The organism is endosymbiont of Bathymodiolus septemdierum str. Myojin knoll (genome assembly GCF_001547755.1).
In the GTDB taxonomy this organism is placed as follows: domain Bacteria; phylum Pseudomonadota; class Gammaproteobacteria; order PS1; family Pseudothioglobaceae; genus Thiodubiliella.
Genome location: NZ_AP013042.1, coordinates 422,371 through 441,325 on the forward strand (window position 1 = coordinate 422,371; position 18,955 = coordinate 441,325).

19 protein-coding genes and 1 pseudogene are annotated in these 18,955 nt (G+C 38.2%); 13 read left to right on the forward strand and 7 right to left on the reverse strand.

The window, feature by feature from the left end; genetic code table 11:
* Window positions 1-102: 102 nt before the first annotated feature.
* From trpE to dnaE, 7 genes are all read left to right on the forward strand, one after another.
* Entirely contained in the window at window positions 103-1,563 is a 1,461-nt protein-coding gene (gene trpE / locus BSEPE_RS02240) for an anthranilate synthase component I (protein ID WP_066043543.1), read from the forward strand.
* A gap of 138 nt (window positions 1,564-1,701) precedes the next feature.
* A complete protein-coding gene (gene soxX / locus BSEPE_RS02245; RefSeq protein ID WP_066046029.1) occupies window positions 1,702-2,049 on the forward strand; it encodes a sulfur oxidation c-type cytochrome SoxX in 348 nt (115 codons plus the stop codon).
* 15 nt (window positions 2,050-2,064) lie between these two features.
* Entirely contained in the window at window positions 2,065-2,508 is a 444-nt protein-coding gene (locus BSEPE_RS02250; RefSeq protein ID WP_066043546.1) for a thiosulfate oxidation carrier protein SoxY, read from the forward strand.
* A 26-nt stretch (window positions 2,509-2,534) separates the two neighbouring features.
* Window positions 2,535-2,837, forward strand: coding sequence for a thiosulfate oxidation carrier complex protein SoxZ (gene soxZ / locus BSEPE_RS02255; protein WP_066043549.1), 303 nt, complete (start codon window positions 2,535-2,537; stop codon window positions 2,835-2,837).
* Window positions 2,838-2,862: 25 nt separating this feature from the next.
* Entirely contained in the window at window positions 2,863-3,726 is an 864-nt protein-coding gene (gene soxA / locus BSEPE_RS02260) for a sulfur oxidation c-type cytochrome SoxA (protein WP_066043553.1), read from the forward strand.
* An 11-nt stretch (window positions 3,727-3,737) separates the two neighbouring features.
* Window positions 3,738-4,073 carry a hypothetical protein gene (locus BSEPE_RS02265; protein ID WP_066043556.1) on the forward strand — a complete coding sequence of 112 codons (336 nt, stop codon included), beginning with the start codon at window positions 3,738-3,740 and terminating at the stop codon, window positions 4,071-4,073.
* Between the two features lie 135 nt (window positions 4,074-4,208).
* Window positions 4,209-7,676, forward strand: coding sequence for a DNA polymerase III subunit alpha (gene dnaE, locus BSEPE_RS02270; protein ID WP_066043559.1), 3,468 nt, complete (start codon window positions 4,209-4,211; stop codon window positions 7,674-7,676).
* Here dnaE and BSEPE_RS02275 read toward each other — a convergent pair.
* From BSEPE_RS02275 to ribD, 3 genes are all read right to left on the reverse strand, one after another.
* Window positions 7,664-9,958 (reverse strand): DNA internalization-related competence protein ComEC/Rec2, encoded by a 2,295-nt coding sequence (locus BSEPE_RS02275; protein WP_066043562.1) that lies wholly within the window; start codon window positions 9,956-9,958, stop codon window positions 7,664-7,666. The two genes, dnaE and BSEPE_RS02275, sit on opposite strands and share 13 nt — an antisense overlap.
* Window positions 9,959-10,303: 345 nt before the next feature.
* The gene (gene coaBC, locus BSEPE_RS02280) at window positions 10,304-11,497 is read right to left on the reverse strand and encodes a bifunctional phosphopantothenoylcysteine decarboxylase/phosphopantothenate--cysteine ligase CoaBC (protein WP_066043565.1); all 1,194 of its coding nucleotides are present in this window, start codon (window positions 11,495-11,497) and stop codon (window positions 10,304-10,306) included.
* Complete coding sequence (gene ribD / locus BSEPE_RS02285) at window positions 11,494-12,546, reverse strand: bifunctional diaminohydroxyphosphoribosylaminopyrimidine deaminase/5-amino-6-(5-phosphoribosylamino)uracil reductase RibD (RefSeq protein WP_066043568.1); 1,053 nt, start codon at window positions 12,544-12,546, stop codon at window positions 11,494-11,496. Before ribD ends, coaBC begins: the two co-directional genes overlap by 4 nt.
* Before the next feature lie 47 nt (window positions 12,547-12,593).
* Between ribD and recA the strand changes: the two genes are divergently transcribed.
* Together recA and BSEPE_RS02295 are read left to right on the forward strand one after the other, a co-directional pair.
* A complete protein-coding gene (gene recA, locus BSEPE_RS02290) occupies window positions 12,594-13,616 on the forward strand; it encodes a recombinase RecA (RefSeq protein WP_066043573.1) in 1,023 nt (340 codons plus the stop codon).
* A complete protein-coding gene (locus BSEPE_RS02295; protein ID WP_408065664.1) occupies window positions 13,609-14,019 on the forward strand; it encodes a regulatory protein RecX in 411 nt (136 codons plus the stop codon). The genes recA and BSEPE_RS02295 overlap by 8 nt, the downstream gene beginning before the upstream one ends.
* 20 nt (window positions 14,020-14,039) lie before the next feature.
* Here BSEPE_RS02295 and BSEPE_RS02300 read toward each other — a convergent pair whose 3' ends face one another.
* The 3 genes from BSEPE_RS02300 to BSEPE_RS02310 are packed head-to-tail and all read right to left on the reverse strand — an operon-like array spanning window position 14,040 to window position 16,235.
* On the reverse strand, window positions 14,040-15,077 hold the full coding sequence (locus tag BSEPE_RS02300) for a 4-phosphoerythronate dehydrogenase (protein ID WP_066046032.1): 1,038 nt from the start codon (window positions 15,075-15,077) through the stop codon (window positions 14,040-14,042).
* Between the two features lie 13 nt (window positions 15,078-15,090).
* Complete coding sequence (gene ung / locus BSEPE_RS02305; protein WP_331710348.1) at window positions 15,091-15,750, reverse strand: uracil-DNA glycosylase; 660 nt, start codon at window positions 15,748-15,750, stop codon at window positions 15,091-15,093.
* Entirely contained in the window at window positions 15,735-16,235 is a 501-nt protein-coding gene (locus tag BSEPE_RS02310; protein ID WP_066043583.1) for a redoxin domain-containing protein, read from the reverse strand. Before BSEPE_RS02310 ends, ung begins: the two co-directional genes overlap by 16 nt.
* A gap of 154 nt (window positions 16,236-16,389) precedes the next feature.
* On the opposite strand from BSEPE_RS02310, the pseudogene BSEPE_RS02315 reads away from it, so the two are divergent.
* Window positions 16,390-17,439: pseudogene (locus BSEPE_RS02315) on the forward strand (IS256 family transposase).
* Complete coding sequence (locus BSEPE_RS08260) at window positions 17,342-17,671, forward strand: transposase (RefSeq protein WP_408065659.1); 330 nt, start codon at window positions 17,342-17,344, stop codon at window positions 17,669-17,671. The pseudogene BSEPE_RS02315 and the gene BSEPE_RS08260 overlap by 98 nt, the downstream one beginning before the upstream one ends.
* A 79-nt stretch (window positions 17,672-17,750) precedes the next feature.
* On the opposite strand, the gene BSEPE_RS07850 is transcribed toward BSEPE_RS08260, so the two are convergent.
* The gene (locus BSEPE_RS07850; protein WP_083502955.1) at window positions 17,751-17,900 is read right to left on the reverse strand and encodes a phage integrase N-terminal SAM-like domain-containing protein; all 150 of its coding nucleotides are present in this window, start codon (window positions 17,898-17,900) and stop codon (window positions 17,751-17,753) included.
* Window positions 17,901-18,105: 205 nt separating this feature from the next.
* Here BSEPE_RS07850 and BSEPE_RS02320 point away from each other — a divergent pair, with 205 nt between their 5' ends.
* Both BSEPE_RS02320 and BSEPE_RS02325 read left to right on the forward strand, forming a co-directional pair.
* On the forward strand, window positions 18,106-18,600 hold the full coding sequence (locus tag BSEPE_RS02320) for a hypothetical protein (protein ID WP_066043585.1): 495 nt from the start codon (window positions 18,106-18,108) through the stop codon (window positions 18,598-18,600).
* Window positions 18,563-18,904 carry a hypothetical protein gene (locus BSEPE_RS02325; RefSeq protein ID WP_066043588.1) on the forward strand — a complete coding sequence of 114 codons (342 nt, stop codon included), beginning with the start codon at window positions 18,563-18,565 and terminating at the stop codon, window positions 18,902-18,904. The genes BSEPE_RS02320 and BSEPE_RS02325 overlap by 38 nt, the downstream gene beginning before the upstream one ends.
* Window positions 18,905-18,955 lie beyond the last annotated feature (51 nt).

Sequence of the window (18,955 nt, forward strand, 5' to 3'; positions counted from 1 at the left end):
TGCTAATTTTAGTGCGGTTTTTTTTTCGTTTAAATACCGCTACTTCATCAATGTTAACATTTAACCATTGACAATTAACTTGTTGGTTTAAAATACAACGCTATGAATAAAGCGAGTTTTGAAAAATATGTGGCGGATGGATATAATCACATCCCCGTTTATAAATCCCTTGACATTAATGTCGGTACAGATGCTGCGTTAAATTTATATTTAACTTTAGCGGATACACCGTATTCCTATCTTTTTGAATCGGTTGAAGGTGGTAAGAAATGGGGGCGTTATTCAATGATTGGTTTGGATGCGCAAACGGTTATCAAAGTTTTTGATTATGAAGTGCATATTAAACACAAGGGTAAGTTACTTGAATCTCATCAGGTGAAAAATCCTTTGGATTGGATTGAACAATATTTAACTCAATATAAAGTACCACAACTTGATGATTTACCAGATTTTAACGGGGGATTGGTTGGTTATTTTGGCTATGAAATTATTCGTTATATTGAGCCAAGACTTGCTAAGATTAACAAAAAAGATGAATTGGGTACTGCTGATATTTTGTTAATGGTGTCGAATGATTTAGTGGTGTTTGATAATGTGTTAAATAAAGTTTTTGTCATTACCCATATTGACCCCAGTAAGCAAAGTTATGAAGAGGCAGAAATTCGATTAAAGGAAATGGCAGAGGGACTCCAGGCACCTATTAGTGAGTCAGAATATCAATCGGATAACCTTAGTGAGCGTGATTTCGTTTCTAGTTTTGGTGAAGAAAACTATAAGGCAACGGTTAAGAAAATTCAAGAATATATTGTTGCTGGTGATGTTATGCAAGTCGTTCCATCACAACGCTTGAGTGCAAAATTCAGTGCGCCACCGATTGAATTGTATAAACAATTGCGCCATTTAAATCCTTCTCCTTATATGTATTACCTTAATTTGGGTGACACTATGATTGTCGGTTCATCACCTGAAATTTTAACCCGTGTTGATAAAAATCGGTGTGCAACGGTACGCCCTCTAGCTGGTACTCGTTCGCGTGGTAAAAATAAAGCAGAAGATTTGGCATTAGAAAAAGATTTATTGGCAGATGAAAAAGAAATTGCCGAGCATTTAATGTTAATTGACTTAGGGCGTAATGACTTAGGGCGTATTGCTAAAATAGGTAGCGTTAAAGTGACTGATAAGATGACTATTGAGCGTTATTCTCATGTTATGCATATTGCTTCTAATGTAGAGTGTGAATTACAAGACGAAATGAGTGCAATTGATGTTCTAAAGGCGACTTTTCCCGCTGGCACCCTCAGTGGTGCGCCAAAAGTAAGAGCCATGGAAATCATTGGTGAGTTTGAGCCATGTAAACGCAATATTTATTCAGGTGCGATTGGTTATCTTTCTTGGCATGGGTGTATGGATATAGCGATTGCTATTCGCACTGCTGTCATTAAAGACAAAGTGCTTTATGTGCAAGCAGGGGCAGGGATTGTTTATGATTCAGTGCCGCAGTCTGAATGGGATGAAACGATGCATAAAGCGCGTGCACTTATCAAGGCGGCAGAACAAGTCTAAAACAAGTTCAGAGTTCGCTAATATTATGCTTTAATGATAGTGTTGCAATTGTTTTCAATAAGTGTATTATTCTCATTTAGTTGGTTTTATACAAACTTAACTAAAGGTTTTATTTTTTTTAAAAAAGAGGAGAGAAGTATGAAAAAGAGCATTTCTATCTCAGCAGCGGTTACTTTGGCGACATTGTTTATGATGCCAACACAAACGATTGCTGGAGATGCAATGACAGGCAAAGAGATTAGTTTTGATCGTAAGTTAGGCAACTGTCTAGCTTGTCATTCAATTTCAGGTGGTAATCAAGCAGGTAACATTGGTCCACCGCTCATTGCAATGAAAGCAAGATTTCCAGATAGGGCGGTGTTAAGAGCCCAAATATGGGATGCAACGGTTAAAAATCCAAACTCTATGATGCCACCATTTGGCAGGCATAAGGCGTTGTCTGAAAGTCAGATTGATAAGGTTACAGATTTTATTCATTCATTATAATTTAAGGAGAATACAATGAAAAGAAGATTATTTTTAAAAAGCGCAATGGCAGGTTCTGCCGTTGCAACAGCAGTAGGCGCAGGCTTACTAACACCCTCAACGGTTTTTGCCGCTTCAACAGAGTTTAAAGCCAAGTCAAGTAAAGCGGCAGCAAATGCAGCAAATGCTGGTGCTGGCTCTTTTAAGTTTAAAGCACCTAAAATTGCTGAGAATGGCGCGGTAGTACCAATGGAAATTAATGCTTCTAAAATGAGCGATGTGAGTAATATTGCTATTTTAGTGCATAACAACAATACGCCGTTGGCAGCTTCTTTTAACTTATCTGGTGCAGTTGGCTTTATTGCGGCGCGTGTTAAGATGGGTAAAACTTCAAAAGTAGATGCGCTGGTTACAGCAGGCGGATCTACAACGAAAGTAACAAAAGAAATTAAAGTAACGATTGGCGGCTGCGGCGGTTAATTTTATAAAAATTAGGAGAAACTATTATGGCAAAAATTAAATTAAAGCCTAAGGCTAGAAAAGGCGTTATCACTATTAAAGCGCTTGTTAAACATCCAATGGAGACAGGTTTGCGTAAGAAGAAGGGTAAATTAGTACCTGCAAACCATATTGATCATTTGGTTATATTGCACAACGGCACTAAAATGGTTGATGCGGATATCGGCAGTTCAATATCTAAAGACCCGTATTTTAAGTTTAAGGTTCCTGGTAACAAAGGCGACACTATTACACTTAAATATAAAGACAATTTAGGTAAAACAGGTTCTAAGACTGCAAAATCTAAGTAATTCTATTTTTATTGAGGAGAGAATAATGAAAAAATTAATAACAACAGTAGCGGTAGCAGCTTTATTAAGTTCTACAACTGCATTTTCGGCAAGTCAGTCGTCAGTTGTTCAGGCTGATATTGATAAATTTCAAGGTTATTTTAACAAGAGATTTCCCGAGTTAACATTGAATGACTTTTCCAAGGGTCCATATGCAATGAGTGCAGACAAGATGTTGCAATTTGAAGCAGCAATGGACCTGCCTCCATTTGAAGATTTGGTGGAAAAAGGTGAGAAGTTATGGAATACACCTTTCAAAAATGGTGAAACTTATTCCAGTTGCTTCCCAGGTGGCGATGAAAACATTCGTGCCAATTATCCAAAATGGGATGCTGCTAAAGGTAAAGTGGTTGGACTAGAAGGTGCTATCATTAATTGTCGCGTGAAAAACGGCGAGAAGAAGATTGGCTCTGGTAAGGGTAAGTTGGCTTATATGGGAGCTTATCTAACGGGTCTTGCCGAAGGTAAAAAAATCAATGTAATCGTTCCAGAGGGTGATGCTAAAGCGTTAGCGGCGTATGAAGAAGGTAAAAAATTCTTCTACTCTAAGCGCGGTCAACTGAATTTATCTTGTGCAAATTGTCATGTAGATAATGCAGGTCAGCGTATTCGTGGTAATACACTATCTCCAGCTTTAGGTCACACGACGCACTTCCCAGTATGGCGTGGTAAATGGGCCAAGAAGAAGGGTGATGGTTTTGGCACCATTCAGCGTCGTTATGGTGGTTGTAACAAGCAAGTTCGCGCTCAACCATTTAAACGACAAAAAGACGAGTATAACAATTTAGAATTCTTCCATACTGCAATGAGTAATGGCATGGAGATTTCTGGCACCGAAGTTAGAGAATAAAGGAGAATAACATGAAAAAAATATTACTAACAACATTGGCTGTATTTTCATTATCGGTCCAAGCTGATTTACTTGCAGTAGATCATACACATAATTTGAATAAATCAGTAAATATGGGTTATGATGCTGTCTTGAAGTCAACTAAAGCAGAGGTTAAAAAAGCTAAGAAAGTGGGTATGCTTTGGAAGACAATTGGTGGTAAGAAGGGGCTTTTAGCGAAAGCGAAGAAGTTACACAAGAAAGGCAATGACAAGAAGGCTATTAAGCTTCTTGAAACAGCTAAAGTACATGCAATCCTTGGTCAAAGACAAGCTATTGACCAGGCTAATGCAGGTCCTAACTTCTAAAACCATTTAGCGTTATAGAAAAGAAATACCTCTTCATTGGGGTATTTTTTCGTCTGTTATTTTTATCATCAGTTAGGTTTTGTTAAGATTTTTTTAGTTGTAAAATAAAGCCTAAATCATCCATTATTTTTTTAGATGTCTAACGAATTTGTTCACCTTCATTGCCATAGCGAATATTCTGTTGATAACAGTTTAATTCGTATTCCTAAATTAGTTGACCAGGCTAAAGAGTTGGGACTGAGTGCCATTGCATTGACAGATAATAACAATTTATTTGCTGCGGTTAAATTTTACAAAGCAGCAAAAAATGCTGGCATTAAGCCTATTTTTGGTGCTGAGGTTACCCTTAAAGGTGAGGAGAAAAATGCTTCTTTATTATTACTGTGTCAAGACAAGCAAGGGTATTTAAATCTTTCCGAACTCATCTCTTTATCTTATCAAACAGGAAAAGGAATGGAAGGTGCGAATATCACCCTCGAACAATTACAGCAATACAACCAAGGGCTGATATTAATAGCACCTCCTGTACATAGCAATGTGGCACAAGCTTTAATTGAAAATAAAATGCCCGAGGCTTATGAAAGGGCCAAAGTTTGGCAACAAATGTTCGGCAATCGATTTTATTTAGGATTACAGCGCACCAACCGTATTTACGATGAGCAGTACTTACATCTTTGCATAGAATTGGGTTTATCACTTGATATTCCTTTAGTTGCAACGAATGATGTGGAGTTCTTAAAAAAAGACGAATTTGAGGCGCATGAGGCGCGTATTTGTATTACTCAAGGTGGTTTGTTGGACGATGCACGGCGTGAGAAACTTTATTGTGCAGATCAATATCTAAAATCTAGCGAAGAGATGCAGGCATTATTTTCTGATCTGCCAGAGGCGTTGGCAAACAGTGTTGAAATTGCCAAGCGTTGTAATGTGCATTTTGAGTTGAATAAAAAGAATTACTTGCCAGATTTCCCTGTGCCCGAAGGAATGACGATGGCAGCGTTCTTTTCTCAAGAATCTAAAAAGGGTCTAGAGGGGCGTTTAGAAGGGCTTGAGGTTGATAGGCAGGTTTACCACGAGCGTTTGGATTTTGAGTTGTCGGTTATTAATGAAATGGATTTCCCTGGGTATTTCTTAATCGTTGCCGACTTTATTCGTTGGTCCAAGGACAATGATATTCCTGTTGGACCTGGTCGTGGCTCTGGTGCAGGTTCGCTAGTAGCATATTCACTTGGTATTACCAATGTTGACCCAATTAAACACGAACTCCTATTTGAGCGCTTTTTAAACCCTGAACGCGTGTCTATGCCAGACTTTGATGTAGATTTTTGCACAGACCGTCGTGATGAGGTGATTGAATATGTATCGCGTAAATACGGCGCTGAAAAAGTATCGCAAATCATTACTTATGGCACCATGGCGGCAAAAGGTGTGGTACGAGATGTGGGTCGTGTTTTGGGGCATCCTTATGGTTTTAGTGACCGTATCTCTAAATCGATACCGAATGATTTGAAAATCAATTTATCGCGTGCATTGGGGCGTTTTACAGAGGATGACTCGCAAGAGAATAAAGACAAATGGTTTTCAAAAGAATTGGCAGACCGCTACAACTCTGAAGAAAGTGTCACCGCTGTACTTGATTTATCTTTGCAGCTAGAGGGTTTGGTGCGTAATGTTGGTACCCATGCAGGTGGTGTGTTGATTGCGCCAAGTAAGATTAGTGATTTTTGTCCGACTTATAAAGCCAGTGATGAAGATGGCGTGGTTTCACAATTTGATATGAAAGATGTGGAAGCAGTGGGACTGGTTAAATTTGATTTTTTGGGATTGTCAAATCTAACGGTGATTGACAAAGCGGTCAAACTTATTCATGCCAAAGGATTAACCGAAGAATTGATTGATATTGATACTTTGCCATTAGACGACCCGGCAGTTTATGCGTTGTTACAACGATGTGATACCACCGGTATTTTTCAATTAGAGTCAGAAGGAATGCGTGGTTATTTGAAAAAATTACAAGCAGATTCATTCGAAGATATTGTTGCAATGTTGGCACTCTATCGCCCAGGTCCACTCGATGCGGGCATGGTAGATGATTATATTAATGTTAAGCATGGTAGGCAAAAGGTTAAGTATCCGCACCCGATGTTAAAAGGACTTTTGGCACCAACGAATGGTGTGTTTTTATACCAAGAGCAAGTGATGCAATCCGCACAGGTAATGGCAGGTTACTCGTTAGGTGGGGCAGACTTATTGCGTAGGGCAATGGGTAAGAAAATTGCTTCAGAGATGGATGCGCAACGCAGTGTTTTTGTTGAAGGTGCGGCGAAAAATGACATTGATGAAAAAAAAGCCAATGAAATTTTTGACTTGATTGACAAGTTTTCAGGTTATGGTTTTAATAAATCTCACTCAGTTGCTTACGCTTATGTGTCTTTCCAAACAGCTTGGTTGAAGGCGCATTATCCTGCTGCTTTTATGGCGGCAGTGCTTTCAAGAATGATGGATGATACGGACAGAGTTTGCTTTACTGTGAACGAAGTGCGGATGATGGCACTTACCATTGAAGGTCCAAATGTAAATGAATCTTTATATGAATTTAGCATTAAAGATGAGAAAACCATTACTTATGGCTTGGGTGCGATTAAAGGAGTGGGTGAGGCTGTGGTTGAACTTTTGGTTACTGAACGCAAAGCGAATGGGGACTATCGCGATTTGTTTGATTTTTGTATGCGCATTGAAAAAAGGGCATTGAATAAGCGTGCACTTGAGGCGTTAATTTATAGCGGTGCCCTAGATGGATTTGATACAGATAGAGCGACGATGATTCAAACTTACCCAATTGCAATGAAACAGGCTGAGCAACGACAAAATGACCTTTTAAGTGGGCAGAGCGGGCTATTTGGTGCAGTGCAAGGTTGTCAAGAATATGAGGTGAATTACCAATTGGCACTGCCTTTTTCATTCAGACAGACTTTGCAATTTGAGAAAATTGTACTGGGTTATTATTTTTATAATCATCCAACTGATGAATATAAAGATGATTTAAAGCCTCTTTCTGTCACCCTACCTAAAGATTTGACTCACAGAAATAATAAAGCAGTGCGCGTATTGGCGTTGCTTTCAGATGTGCATTACCGCACCACTAGAAAAGGTACGCAAATGGCATCCATCGTACTTGAAGATGCTCAGATGGTATTAAATGCTGTTATTTTTTCTAAAACATTAGAAAAAGAGGGTATCAGTGATCAATTGAAGGCGGATACAGTGGTTGTGGTTTCTGGCGCCATTGAAAAAGATGACTATCGAGATGGCTGGCAATTGGTGGTTGATAACATCGAGAATATTGATAATGTTAAAGAAAAATACGCCAGAAGTTTTGATGTTTCACTCAATGAGCAACATTTGGAATTGCTAGATAAACTCTCAACAAAACTGAAAAATAGTCAAGGACAGTGTCCTGTAAAATTACATTATCAAGTAAAAGATTCTATAGGGGTGCTTCGATTAAGTAATGAATATTCTGTGCAACCTAATCAAGAATTGGTAGAGGAAATTGATAGATTATTAGGTGGAAACTCAGGTCAAATCAATTACTCACATTGACGAAAATAGTAACGCATAAAGTTTTTTCTGTATTCTGATATACGCATTTTATCCCCTAATAACACATCAATTTGTCCAGAGCAATTCGTTTGTAAGACCTTGATATTATTGTATTGATAGCGATTCATCACTTTTTTACTTGGGTGGCGAAAGCGGTTTTGAAAGCCACTAGAAATGGTGATTAATTCTGGTGATACCGCCTCTAAAAATACTTGTGTTGAAGAAGATTGACTGCCATGATGGGGCGATATTAGAATCGTGCTTTTAATTTTTTCTTTATGACTGTGTGCCAAATAATATTCCGCTTTTTTTTCAATATCACCTGTCAATAATGCACTATATCTACCGTTAGATATTTTCAAAACACAAGAAGCATTGTTATTTTTAAAACCCATTTTTTTATCTGGGTTTAAGATTTCAAATGAAACACCATCCCATTCCCATTTTTGCCCTGTTTGACAAACAGTGACTTTTGCTTTTATTTTTTTAGGCACGGAAGTGAGAATTTCTCCTATTTCAAAATTTTTATAAATATTATCAAACCCGCCAATATGGTCATTGTCTCCATGGGAAATAATAACTTTATCTAAGCGTTGAATGTGTTTTGCATGTAGATAGGGTGTGATAACGCTATTGCCAAGATTAAACCCAGAGCGGTATTTCGCACCTGTGTCAAACAGTAAAACATGGTTTCTAGTCTGTACAACATTGGCTAACCCTTGTCCGACATCTAAAGTGGTTAATAAAAATGCATTCGTTTCTATTCTTTGGATAGGCGTTAGAAAAAGTAATCCAAGGATAGGCAAGGACAATGCCCTTAGTCTTAAGCCTTTTGGAGAAATGGCAATCAATGATCCTGCGATAAATAAGGCCAAATCTAGCATAGAAGTTTGCGTGTAATGCCATTGGTTAAATTCAAATTTTTGCAGTTGCTCTAATAAGCTTGCCAAATAAATTAAGGCTTGATTGGCAATTGAGAAAACCAAGGTTGCCAAGTATTCTAACCCACTAAATGCGAGCAATGTAGCGATTAAAGAGAGTGGTATGATAGCAAAACTGAAAACTGGAATGGCAATTAAATTGGCAATCGGTGAGACAATTGAACCCGTTGAAAAGAACCAGATAGTAAGAGGCAGCGTAGAAAGGCTAATGAGTAACTGCATATAAACGAGGCGATAAGCCCAAGACCTTTCTTGGTGCTGTCTGGCGCCGTAAATAATCACAGCGACCACATAAAAAGAGAGCCAAAAGCCGACACTGAATATACTCATTGGATTGTCAATCAAGACAAGGAGCAGTGCCACGCCATAGAGTTGCCAGACATTGTGGTGGCGTTTCAGGATAATTGAGAGGAATACCACACTTGCCATAATAAAGGCGCGACCTGTTGGAATGGAAAATCCAGCGATTAATGCATATAAAAATGCAGATAAAAGTCCGAAATAAGCACCCATGATTTGTGCAGGTATCCTTAAGCTTAAAAACATAGAACGGCGCCAGAAGAATTGTACCAATAAAAAAATAAAGCCAGAGATGAGTCCAATATGTAAGCCAGAGATAACACTTAGATGTGTGGTGTTGGTGGCTTTGAAAAGTGCCCACTGTTTGTCGGTAATTAAAGAACGATCGCCGATAATGAGTGCATTCAAAACACCAGAAAATTCTTGTTTTATAAGGATGGGGGAGAGCGTTTGACGAATATTTTGCCTAATTTTGTCAATAGAATAAATCGTTTTATTGGGTGCAATTAGTTGGTTAAAAGATGAATTCTTGACATATCCAGTGGCATCAATTTGTTTGTAAAATAACCATTTTTCATAGTCAAATCCACCGAGATTTTGGTAGCCATTATTGTGTTTCATTTTTAACAGTAGTTGCCAGGTATCACCAACTTGTAAATCGGGTAGCAAAACTTTTTTACGACTATACCAAGACAATTTTAATTGCCCTGAAAAAGGTGATTTGGACTTAAAAAGGAATTTAATATTGTGTTTTGATTTTTCAGGCAATCCTATGATTTCACCTGTTACTAAAATCGGTTTATTTAGGTATTTTTTATCAACCTGAGTGTTTAGAACCTGTGTCGATATTATCCCCATCCAGGCAAAACCAAGCAAGAAAATACCCAAATTCAAACTGAGCGTTTTATAGCGTCTAAAACCCGTCAAAATAGCCAGAATTATCCCGAAAATCACCATCCACTCAAACACCGTGATTTGCAGCGTATTTTTGAGTGAAAATAGCAAAATTCCGAAGCCAAAATTTAGCGCATAAATTAACATAAATAATAGCAATAAAAGTACACGATAATTAAGTTAAGAATTAATAATATTATAGTTTTCTAATACTCTGTGAAACACTTGATTTAATGCGTGAAACCCTAAAAGTTTTCCCCGATAATGAAATAAAAGTTAAATTGTTATTTTTTTTAAATAATTTTGTTTTGTAGGTTTTTTATAAGTAATTGATTTTTAATGATAAAAAATAAATGATTAATTTTTATTCAAAACCATAAGAAACTGCAATCCGACACCATTTTTTGTTGTTTCAGTGAAGATGTCCACAGAGTTATCCACAGTTTTGTGGGTAACTCTGTTGAAGCTTGATTTAACAAAGTTTTCCAGGTTTTATAAAATATTTGAACTTAATATTTCAACAATTTTTCTTGCTATTTTTTTCTTGCTATTTTTTTCAATTTTTATGGATTTTTTTTCTGTCAAAAATAACACCTCATTTTCATCACTTTTGAAGCCAAAATCCAGGTTAGAAATATCGTTGAGTATGATGGCATCACAGCCCTTGTTTTTTAGTTTATTTTTTGCATTTTTAGTCAAATTTTCTGTCTCTGCGGCAAAACCAATACACAGCGGTTTTTGCGATAATTGACACACTGCTTTCAAAATGTCTTTGGTTGGCGCTAACGCCAAAGTGAGTGCCTTATCAGATTTCTTAATTTTGTTTTTTTCAATGTTTTTTATATAATAATCACTCACTGCGGCACAGGCAATAAAAATGTCGCATTCGGCAATATTGTCCATCACTGTTTGATACATTTCACCAGCACTTAATGCGGAAATTGCCGTCGCTTTTTGATTTAAATGGGCGCTAATATTACCATGCACTAAGGTCACCTTTGCACCGGCTTCGATACAGGCATCAGCGAGTGCGGAACCCATCTTGCCACTTGAATGATTGGATATATATCTGACAGGGTCAATTGCTTCAACTGTTGCACCTAAAGTAATTAAAACCTTTTTACCAGTTAATGCGGTATTTTGAAAAATTGCCCCTACTTGTTGGGCAATTTCCAGAGATTCAGCCAAGCGCCCTTCACCAATATCACCACAGGCTTGCTCGCCATTATCAGGCTGAATAACAGCCACTTGTCGCTTGATTAATTTACTTAAATTCGTTTGCACATACTCGGCTGCATACATTTGTTGATTCATCGCTGGTGCAACAAGCATTGGGCAATCACTTGCTAGAACGATACTACTTAATAAATCATTTGCTTTGCCTGAGGCTAAATTAGCAAGGGTATTGGCACTGGCAGGGGCAATCAAAATGACATCTGCCCATTTTGCTAATTCAATATGCCCCATGGATAATTCCGCCTCTTTGTCCCACAAATTATGATGCACTTTGTGTTTGGAGGTTACTTGTAAGGATAATTCAGTTACAAATCGCAACCCAGCCTGAGTTACAACAACGCGCACCTGTGCACCTAAATCTTGTAATCGACGCACAATATTGGGAGCCTTGTAAGCGGCAATCGAGCCACTCACACCTAAGAGAATGTTCTTATTTGTCAATGTTTTCATTTTAATGCTGCTGTTATTTTAATGTCTTCACCAATCATTCTAATATCCTGAATATTGAGTGATAATTTATCATCCATCTTTTTAATTACAAGGTCCACCATTGAATTTGCATCACTGCCCATTAATATTGGTGCAGTGTAAATAATGAATTCATTCACCAATCCTGCATCAACCATTGCACCAATCAAACCAGGCCCGGCTTCTAATAAAACACTGTTAATATCTTGCGCTGCTAATTGCGACAAAATATCGCTTAAAACTAATTTTCCTGCATTATTGAGTTTGCTATTGGACATATTGAAAACTTGCGTTTCAGCGTCTGTCGAAAAAATATTAAGCGTCGTGTCTGTAATTTGATTCTTACCATCTACAACCACTCGCAAAGGCTTTACATTGACATCATTAAGACGCACTGTCATTGATGGATTGTCGGCTAATACCGTACCAGAGCCCGTCATAATTGCCTGATGATTGGCGCGTAATTTTTGCACATCTAATCTTGCTGCTTCGCCTGTAATCCATTGACTTTCACCCGATGACATTGCTGTTTTCCCATCAAGACTCATTGCGATTTTGCAAGTCACAAATGGTAAGCCAGTTGTCATTTTTTTGATAAAAGCACGGTTCAGATATTTGGCTTCACTTTCAAGTAAGCCAATTTTGACAACAATGCCCGCATCTTCCAACATTGCCACACCTTTACCACCCACTAGGGGATTGGGGTCAAGCATAGCAATAATAACTTCTTTTGCGCCCGAGTCAATAATCGTTTGTGCACAAGGTGGTGTTTTTCCTTGATGTGAACAAGGCTCTAGAGTGACATACAAAGTAGCATCATTTGCTTGATGATTAATTTCTGCTAACGCATTGCTTTCCGCATGGGCTGCGCCGAATTTTTGATGGTAACCTTGCGCAATAATTTCGTCATTTTTTGTAATAACGCAACCTACCATTGGATTTGACTGTACACCATATTGCCCCTTGCGAGCAAGTTTAAGTGCCAGCGACATAAATTGCGTCGCATTTGTTGAAAAAGTTACCACAGTCATTCAATTAATCGTAAAATTAAAGCCTTATTTTACCTCGGAGAAACCTCATGAATGAACAGAAAAAACAAGCGCTAAAATCAGCGTTAGCTCAGATTGATAAACAATTTGGCAAAGGCTCGGTAATGTTCCTTGGTGATGATGAGGTGAATTCAGACATTGAAGCGGTTTCTACGGGCAGTTTGAGTTTGGATATTGCGCTTGGCATCGGTGGCTTGCCAAAAGGGCGAGTTATTGAAATTTACGGACCTGAATCTTCGGGTAAGACAACGCTAACTTTGCATGTGATTGCAGAAATGCAAAAACTCGGTGGCACCGCTGCATTTATTGATGCAGAACATGCATTAGACCCACAATATGCCAAAAAATTGGGCGTCAATACCGATGAATTGCTGATTTCTCAGCCCGATACAGGTGAACAAGCATTGGAAATTACCGATATGTTGGTGCGTTCAGGTAGTGTTGATGTCGTGGTGATAGATTCTGTTGCCGCTTTGACGCCAAAGGCAGAAATCGAAGGTGAAATGGGTGCATCACATATGGGTTTGCAGGCGCGTTTGATGTCACAAGCGCTAAGGAAGCTAACCGCTAACATTAAGAAAACCAATACCATGGTTATTTTTATTAACCAATTAAGAATGAAAATTGGTGTAATGTTCGGTAATCCTGAAACGACAACAGGCGGTAACGCCTTGAAATTTTACGCATCTGTACGCTTAGATATTCGTCGTATTGGTGCGATTAAAAAAGGTGATGAAATTATGGGTAATGAAACTCGGGTTAAAGTGCTAAAAAACAAAGTGGCACCACCGTTCAAACAAGCGGAATTCCAGATTCTTTATAACGAAGGTATTTCTCGTGAAAGTGAAATCATTGATTTGGGCGTTAAATATGAATTGGTGGATAAAGCCGGCGCTTGGTATAGCGTTGGTAGCGAAAGAATTGGACAGGGTAAAGATAAGGCGCGTGACTATTTGAAAGAGCATCCGGAAATGTGCGCCGACCTAGAAGAGAAAATCAAAGCAAAAGTGCTTAACCCGGAAGAAGTAAAGAAGGATAAAAACACTGAGTAAAACTGCTTACAATAGTGCATTAGGAATGCTCGCTAAACGCGAGCATTCTTGCATGGAATTACACACGAAACTCATTCAATGGTATAAAGAGGACGAGGTGACTGAGGCAATTGCCAAACTCACTCAAGAAAACTATCAATCCGATGAACGCTTTGCCAGTGAGTTTATCCAAATGCGCTTTAACCAAGGCAAAGGGCCAATTAAAATAGCCATCGACCTAAGGCAACGAGGTATTCATGATTTTGATTTGTCTGAATATGATTTCTTTGCTTTAGCAAAAAGCATTAGGGTTAGAAAATATGGGGAAGAACCCCCATCTGAGCGTAAAGAAAAAGCCAAACAGCAGCGTTTTTTACAATCCAGAGGGTTTGATTTTGAACAGATTAATTGTTCTTTTGATTAATGCCATTTTTTAAAAATAAACTAAACAATCGGTAGGGCAATTTTGCTATTGTAATGGTGCCATTCGTAGCGAATGGGGTAGTTACGACGATAATCTTCGAAGTTGGCAATGTCGGTAATTGCTATCGTGTCTTTTTTGAAATTATAGATAGTGTTTAGGGTGTCTTTAAGGGTGTTTTCTTGGATGCTCAAGGTGCCTGGGTCAATAAGGTTGACAATGGATGCATCTTGTTGTTCGCCTAAGTAATTGCACAGAGACTGATAGACCATAAAACTGCCTTGAAATTTAGCGTCAACTGAGTGACCCGCAATATGGGGCGTTGCCCAGTAGGCGTTTTTTTGCAGGGAAAGATTGATGTTAGGCTCATTTTCCCAACAGTCGATAATGTTGGCTTTGGTTGGCGTAGTTTGCCAAATAGATTCGTCGATAACACCACCGCGGGCGGCGTTAAATAGAATGGTATTGTCGCTGATGTGGTGGAAATTGTCGGCATTAAGCAAGTGGTAAGAGGGGTGTTTACCGTCTTTAGTGAGCGGCGTGTGAAAGGTAACAATGTCAGCGCTGAGCGCAGTATTTAAATCAACGAAATCTGGCAAATCTTCTTGTTCTTGGCGAATTGGGTCGCTTGGTAGGGTAGTGATACCCATTAATTCTGCTTTGGCTTTAAGGCGTGAGCCGACATTGCCAACACCAATAATACCGAGTGTTTTTTTAGTGTAATCAAAGTTCAATTTATCCGCTAAATTAACGATGGCAGCGATAACGAATTCGGCAACTGCCATTGAATTACATCCTTGTGCTGAGAAAAAAGTAATGTTGTTGGCTTGCAAATATTCTTGGTCAACATGGTCTAATCCAGCGACGGTTGAACCAACGAATTTAACTTGACTGCCTTTGAGTAGCGTTTCATTAACTTGAGTGCGTGAGCGAACAATCAACACATCGGCATCACGCACAATATTAGCATCAATGCTACGCCCTGCAATGGCACTAATATCGCCAAAACTGCCAAATATTTTGTCGTATGCATAACATGCATCGTCAATGACTAATTTCATTTTTATCCTTTTGTTACCAATCAATGGGTTTTTGTTTGTGTATTTTAAGATAGTCATTGGCTTTTGAAAAGTGTTTACAACCAAAAAATCCTTTGTGCGCTGAAAACGGGGAAGGATGGGTTGCGGTTAAAATTAAATGCTTATTAGCATCTATGAGTTCAACTTTTTGCTGGGCATAACTGCCCCAAAGCATAAAAATAAGGTTTTCTTTTTCTTCGCTGAGCGTGTGGATGACGCCGTCGGTGAAATCAATCCAGCCGCTATTAGCGTGTGATCCAGGGCTGTTTTTTTCTACGGTGAGGACGCTATTTAGCAGTAGCACACCTTGGGTTGCCCAGTGTTTAAGATTGCCACTGTTATTAGCTGGGATGCCCAAATCTAACTCTAATTCTTGGTAAATGTTTCTAAGAGAGGGCGGGATTTTCATGCCATCAGCAACGGAGAAACTAAGACCTTGCGCTTGCCCTTCGCTGTGATAAGGGTCTTGACCCAAGATGATAACCTTGACTTCGTTGAAAGGTGTCAGTTCAAAAGCTTTAAACCAGTTTTTTTGAGCGGGAAAAATGATTTTATTAGATTTCTTTTGTTGTGCTAAAAATGCCATTAATCGTCCTGCTGAATTGGTTTCCAGTAGGGCATTTATTTGAGGATGGTAGCCTATAAACTTGCCCACCAAAGTCTGATTTTGTAACCAAAAGTGGTAACATAGCCAACTTCAACGAATTGAATTCTGCCTTTGGTGTTAATGAAAAAACTACTTGGGGTTGCACGAACGCCAAATAATCGGGCTAAGGAGCCAGAGTTGTCGTTGATGATGTTGTTAATTTGCATATTATGCTTTTCAGCGTAGACTTTAAGTTCAGCGTCGGTGCCAGATTGCATCGCAATATTGAGGACTTTATAGTCTTTGCTAAGGGCTTGAATGTTATCATTTTCCAATTGGCAGATGCCACACCAAGTTGCCCAAAAATGGATAAGGGTGGCTTGCTCGGGCAAGGGGTTACTATTGACAATATCGCCGTTGAGCGTCTGAGAGGTGAAACTTGGCACCATGCCCACAGTTAAATCTTGTTGTTGGTACATACGAATGACAAAAATGGCTAAAATAACCATCATAAATTGCATGAGTGTTTTACGGCTTGGTCGTTTGATATTCATAAGTAAGCATTATAAAGGATACAGCACTGGAAAGACGGTGAAACGGGGCGGCATAAAGATACGCCGAACGATAAATTAGTGAAATTTATAGAGACCCTGTAAACCAGATTGTGTAAACCCTCATATTTTATAATCCCTAAAAAGGAGAAAAAACATGAGTAACGCAACACTAAGAAAAAACCAAAAGAACCAACTGAACAACACAGGCATTAACCAACAAAAACTCCGTGCTTTTGCTGGTGAGCTTGCCAAAGACATCCACACCCAAGATGACTTGGCAGACTTGTCTGCATCATTGGTTAAGATGACCATAGAAGCGGCACTTGGTGCTGAGATGGAACATCACCTTGGCTATCCAAAATATGGACAAAATGGCAATGAATCTAATGCCAGTAATAACGCTCGCAATGGCTACTACTCTAAAATTTGTTAAAGGTAATCATGGCGAAGTTTGAACTTTGCTATTCCAAGGGATCGCAATGCTAACTTTGAGCCTGCTATCATTGAGAAGGGTCAAACCAGATTAGGCGCTTTTGATAATCAAATATTAAGCCTGTATGCCAAAGGCATGAGCACCCGTGATATTGTCACAACCTTTAAAGAGATGTATGACGCTGACATCTCAGCAACGTTGGTGTCCAATGTAACACAAGCGGTTATTGCTCAAGCCACAGAGTGGCGTAATCGTCCATTGGATGAGATTTACCCCATTGTTTATTTAGACGGTATTGTCATTAAAGTTAGGCAAGATAAACAAATCATTAAAAAGACCATGTACATTGCCCTAGGCGTTAATCTTGAGGGTAAAAAAGAATGTCTTGGCTTATGGTTGTCCAAAAATGAATCTTCTAAGTTCTGGTTGGGCGTTCTTAACGATATTGCTAATCGTGGCGTAAAAGACATCCTGATCGCCTCAGTCGATGGGTTAACGGGATTCCCCGAAGCTATTAATGCCGTGTTCCCACAGGCTGATGTACAACTGTGTATTGTTCATATGGTTCGCAACTCGCTTAAATATGTGGGCTATAAGGAACGTAAGAATGTTGCTAGTGATTTAAAGCAAATCTATCAGTCTATTACTGAAGAAGAAGCTTTATTGGCGTTAGATGAGTTTGAGTATAAATGGGATACGCAGTTCCCAAGTATCGCCAAATCGTGGCGACGAAATTGGGATAAATGTTGCTACTCTATTTGCTTATCCTGAGGCAATCAGAAAGGCAATCTATACCACTAATGCCATTGAATCCTTAAACTCAGTGATTAGAAAATCTATCAAAAACAGAAAGATTTTTAATCATGATAACTCTGCTTTTAAAGTGGTCTTTTTAGCCATTGAAGCAGCCAGTAAGAAATGGACAATGCCAATACGAAATTGGTCACAAGCAATGAATCAGTTTATAATCCTACATGAGGATAGATTAAAGGATTATGTCTGATTTTTGAAAGAGGTGTTTACACAATCTGGTTTACAGGGTCATTTATAGATTGTTTGTAGTTAGCACAAAATTAATTACTTTAACCCTTTGATTTTCTGCTCTGCATGCCTGAAAATTTAATAAAGCGCTTTACCCAATCGCAATAAGTATTCTCAGTTTTGTAAGCATAATTCATCCGTCGCATTACTTCTCGCATTTGTTGAATAATCGGCTTGTTTTCTGTTATCATAAATGCTAAATTAAATCTAAAGTCAAGTTACTATTTTTTATTCTTCGTGGTTTTGAATAATTTTTTTACTTAGATATCGTATATCAAGTAAAAATCTATTTTAAACCTATAAAACGGTAAAAATATGAAATATTTACATGTCTTTAGTTTTAATAGAGTATATAAGGGAATATGTCCTTATACTAATAGTTAGGCGGACAAACTAATGAATTACAAAAAACTAATACTAATTTATTTTGTATTTTTCCTTTTTGGATGTGTTCCGCAATATAAATATGAATTAATAAAATATAAAAATAGTAGTACCTCTTCAGAACAAGCAAAAGCAATTTGCAAACCAAGAGCGGAATTAGAAGCGATAAAAGCAAAAAATTACGCCAAAGACAAGATTGATAGAGAAAAAAATCGTGTAACTGGATACAATTGTAATTCAAATATTAATACACAAACCAATTCAAATATAAATAGCTACGGATACAATTATGCCAATATCTCAAGCAGGAGTAACGGTTATGACTCAACAAACTGTACTGCAAGAACTGCTGGATATGGAGGAGGATGGGCAGCTGGCGCCTTAGCTGCTATGAATAGTGCAGATATAAGAAATACTTACAATAATACAAAAGAGTCTGTGTTTAATGGTTGTTTGGCAGAATATGGTTATGGCGTTAAAAAAACCTGTATTAAAAATTGCAATTAGTGGGGTGGTTATGTCTTATAGAATAGATTCAGAATGGAATGCCAAAAACGAATTAAAGTGCCTTGTTATATTTAAAAAGTTAGAGCAAGAGGGTTTTCCAAGAGGAAGACAGATGCCTTATTGCAGAGAAATGGCTCAAAATACAAAATTAAGTGCGGAAAATATCAGCGCCAAAGTAGGCAACTTTAAATCTGTTGCAAAGATAAATAACAAATCTAACGCATCAATAAATACAGTAGAAATTTATAATAATTATGGACATCTTTCTACCAACCAAATTGAGGAAGCATTAAAAAATGCCTAACAAATCATTCCAGCCGACCGCTGACGCGTCGGCTGAATTCAAGCGTTATAC

What these genes read in the sequence shown, in the direction of transcription:
- BSEPE_RS07850 (WP_083502955.1), bottom strand. Translation starts at nt 17,900, where the DNA reads ATGATAACAGAAAACAAGCCGATTATTCAACAAATGCGAGAAGTAATG.
- ribD (WP_066043568.1), bottom strand. Translation starts at nt 12,546, where the DNA reads ATGACTGTGGTAACTTTTTCAACAAATGCGACGCAATTTATGTCGCTG.
- trpE (WP_066043543.1), top strand. Translation starts at nt 103, where the DNA reads ATGAATAAAGCGAGTTTTGAAAAATATGTGGCGGATGGATATAATCAC.
- coaBC (WP_066043565.1), bottom strand. Translation starts at nt 11,497, where the DNA reads ATGAAAACATTGACAAATAAGAACATTCTCTTAGGTGTGAGTGGCTCG.
- BSEPE_RS08260 (WP_408065659.1), top strand. Translation starts at nt 17,342, where the DNA reads ATGAGTTTGAGTATAAATGGGATACGCAGTTCCCAAGTATCGCCAAAT.
- soxZ (WP_066043549.1), top strand. Translation starts at nt 2,535, where the DNA reads ATGGCAAAAATTAAATTAAAGCCTAAGGCTAGAAAAGGCGTTATCACT.
- BSEPE_RS02250 (WP_066043546.1), top strand. Translation starts at nt 2,065, where the DNA reads ATGAAAAGAAGATTATTTTTAAAAAGCGCAATGGCAGGTTCTGCCGTT.
- soxA (WP_066043553.1), top strand. Translation starts at nt 2,863, where the DNA reads ATGAAAAAATTAATAACAACAGTAGCGGTAGCAGCTTTATTAAGTTCT.
- dnaE (WP_066043559.1), top strand. Translation starts at nt 4,209, where the DNA reads ATGTCTAACGAATTTGTTCACCTTCATTGCCATAGCGAATATTCTGTT.
- BSEPE_RS02325 (WP_066043588.1), top strand. Translation starts at nt 18,563, where the DNA reads ATGGCGTTAAAAAAACCTGTATTAAAAATTGCAATTAGTGGGGTGGTT.
- BSEPE_RS02320 (WP_066043585.1), top strand. Translation starts at nt 18,106, where the DNA reads ATGAATTACAAAAAACTAATACTAATTTATTTTGTATTTTTCCTTTTT.
- BSEPE_RS02300 (WP_066046032.1), bottom strand. Translation starts at nt 15,077, where the DNA reads ATGAAATTAGTCATTGACGATGCATGTTATGCATACGACAAAATATTT.
- BSEPE_RS02275 (WP_066043562.1), bottom strand. Translation starts at nt 9,958, where the DNA reads ATGTTAATTTATGCGCTAAATTTTGGCTTCGGAATTTTGCTATTTTCA.
- BSEPE_RS02310 (WP_066043583.1), bottom strand. Translation starts at nt 16,235, where the DNA reads ATGAATATCAAACGACCAAGCCGTAAAACACTCATGCAATTTATGATG.
- recA (WP_066043573.1), top strand. Translation starts at nt 12,594, where the DNA reads ATGAATGAACAGAAAAAACAAGCGCTAAAATCAGCGTTAGCTCAGATT.
- BSEPE_RS02265 (WP_066043556.1), top strand. Translation starts at nt 3,738, where the DNA reads ATGAAAAAAATATTACTAACAACATTGGCTGTATTTTCATTATCGGTC.
- soxX (WP_066046029.1), top strand. Translation starts at nt 1,702, where the DNA reads ATGAAAAAGAGCATTTCTATCTCAGCAGCGGTTACTTTGGCGACATTG.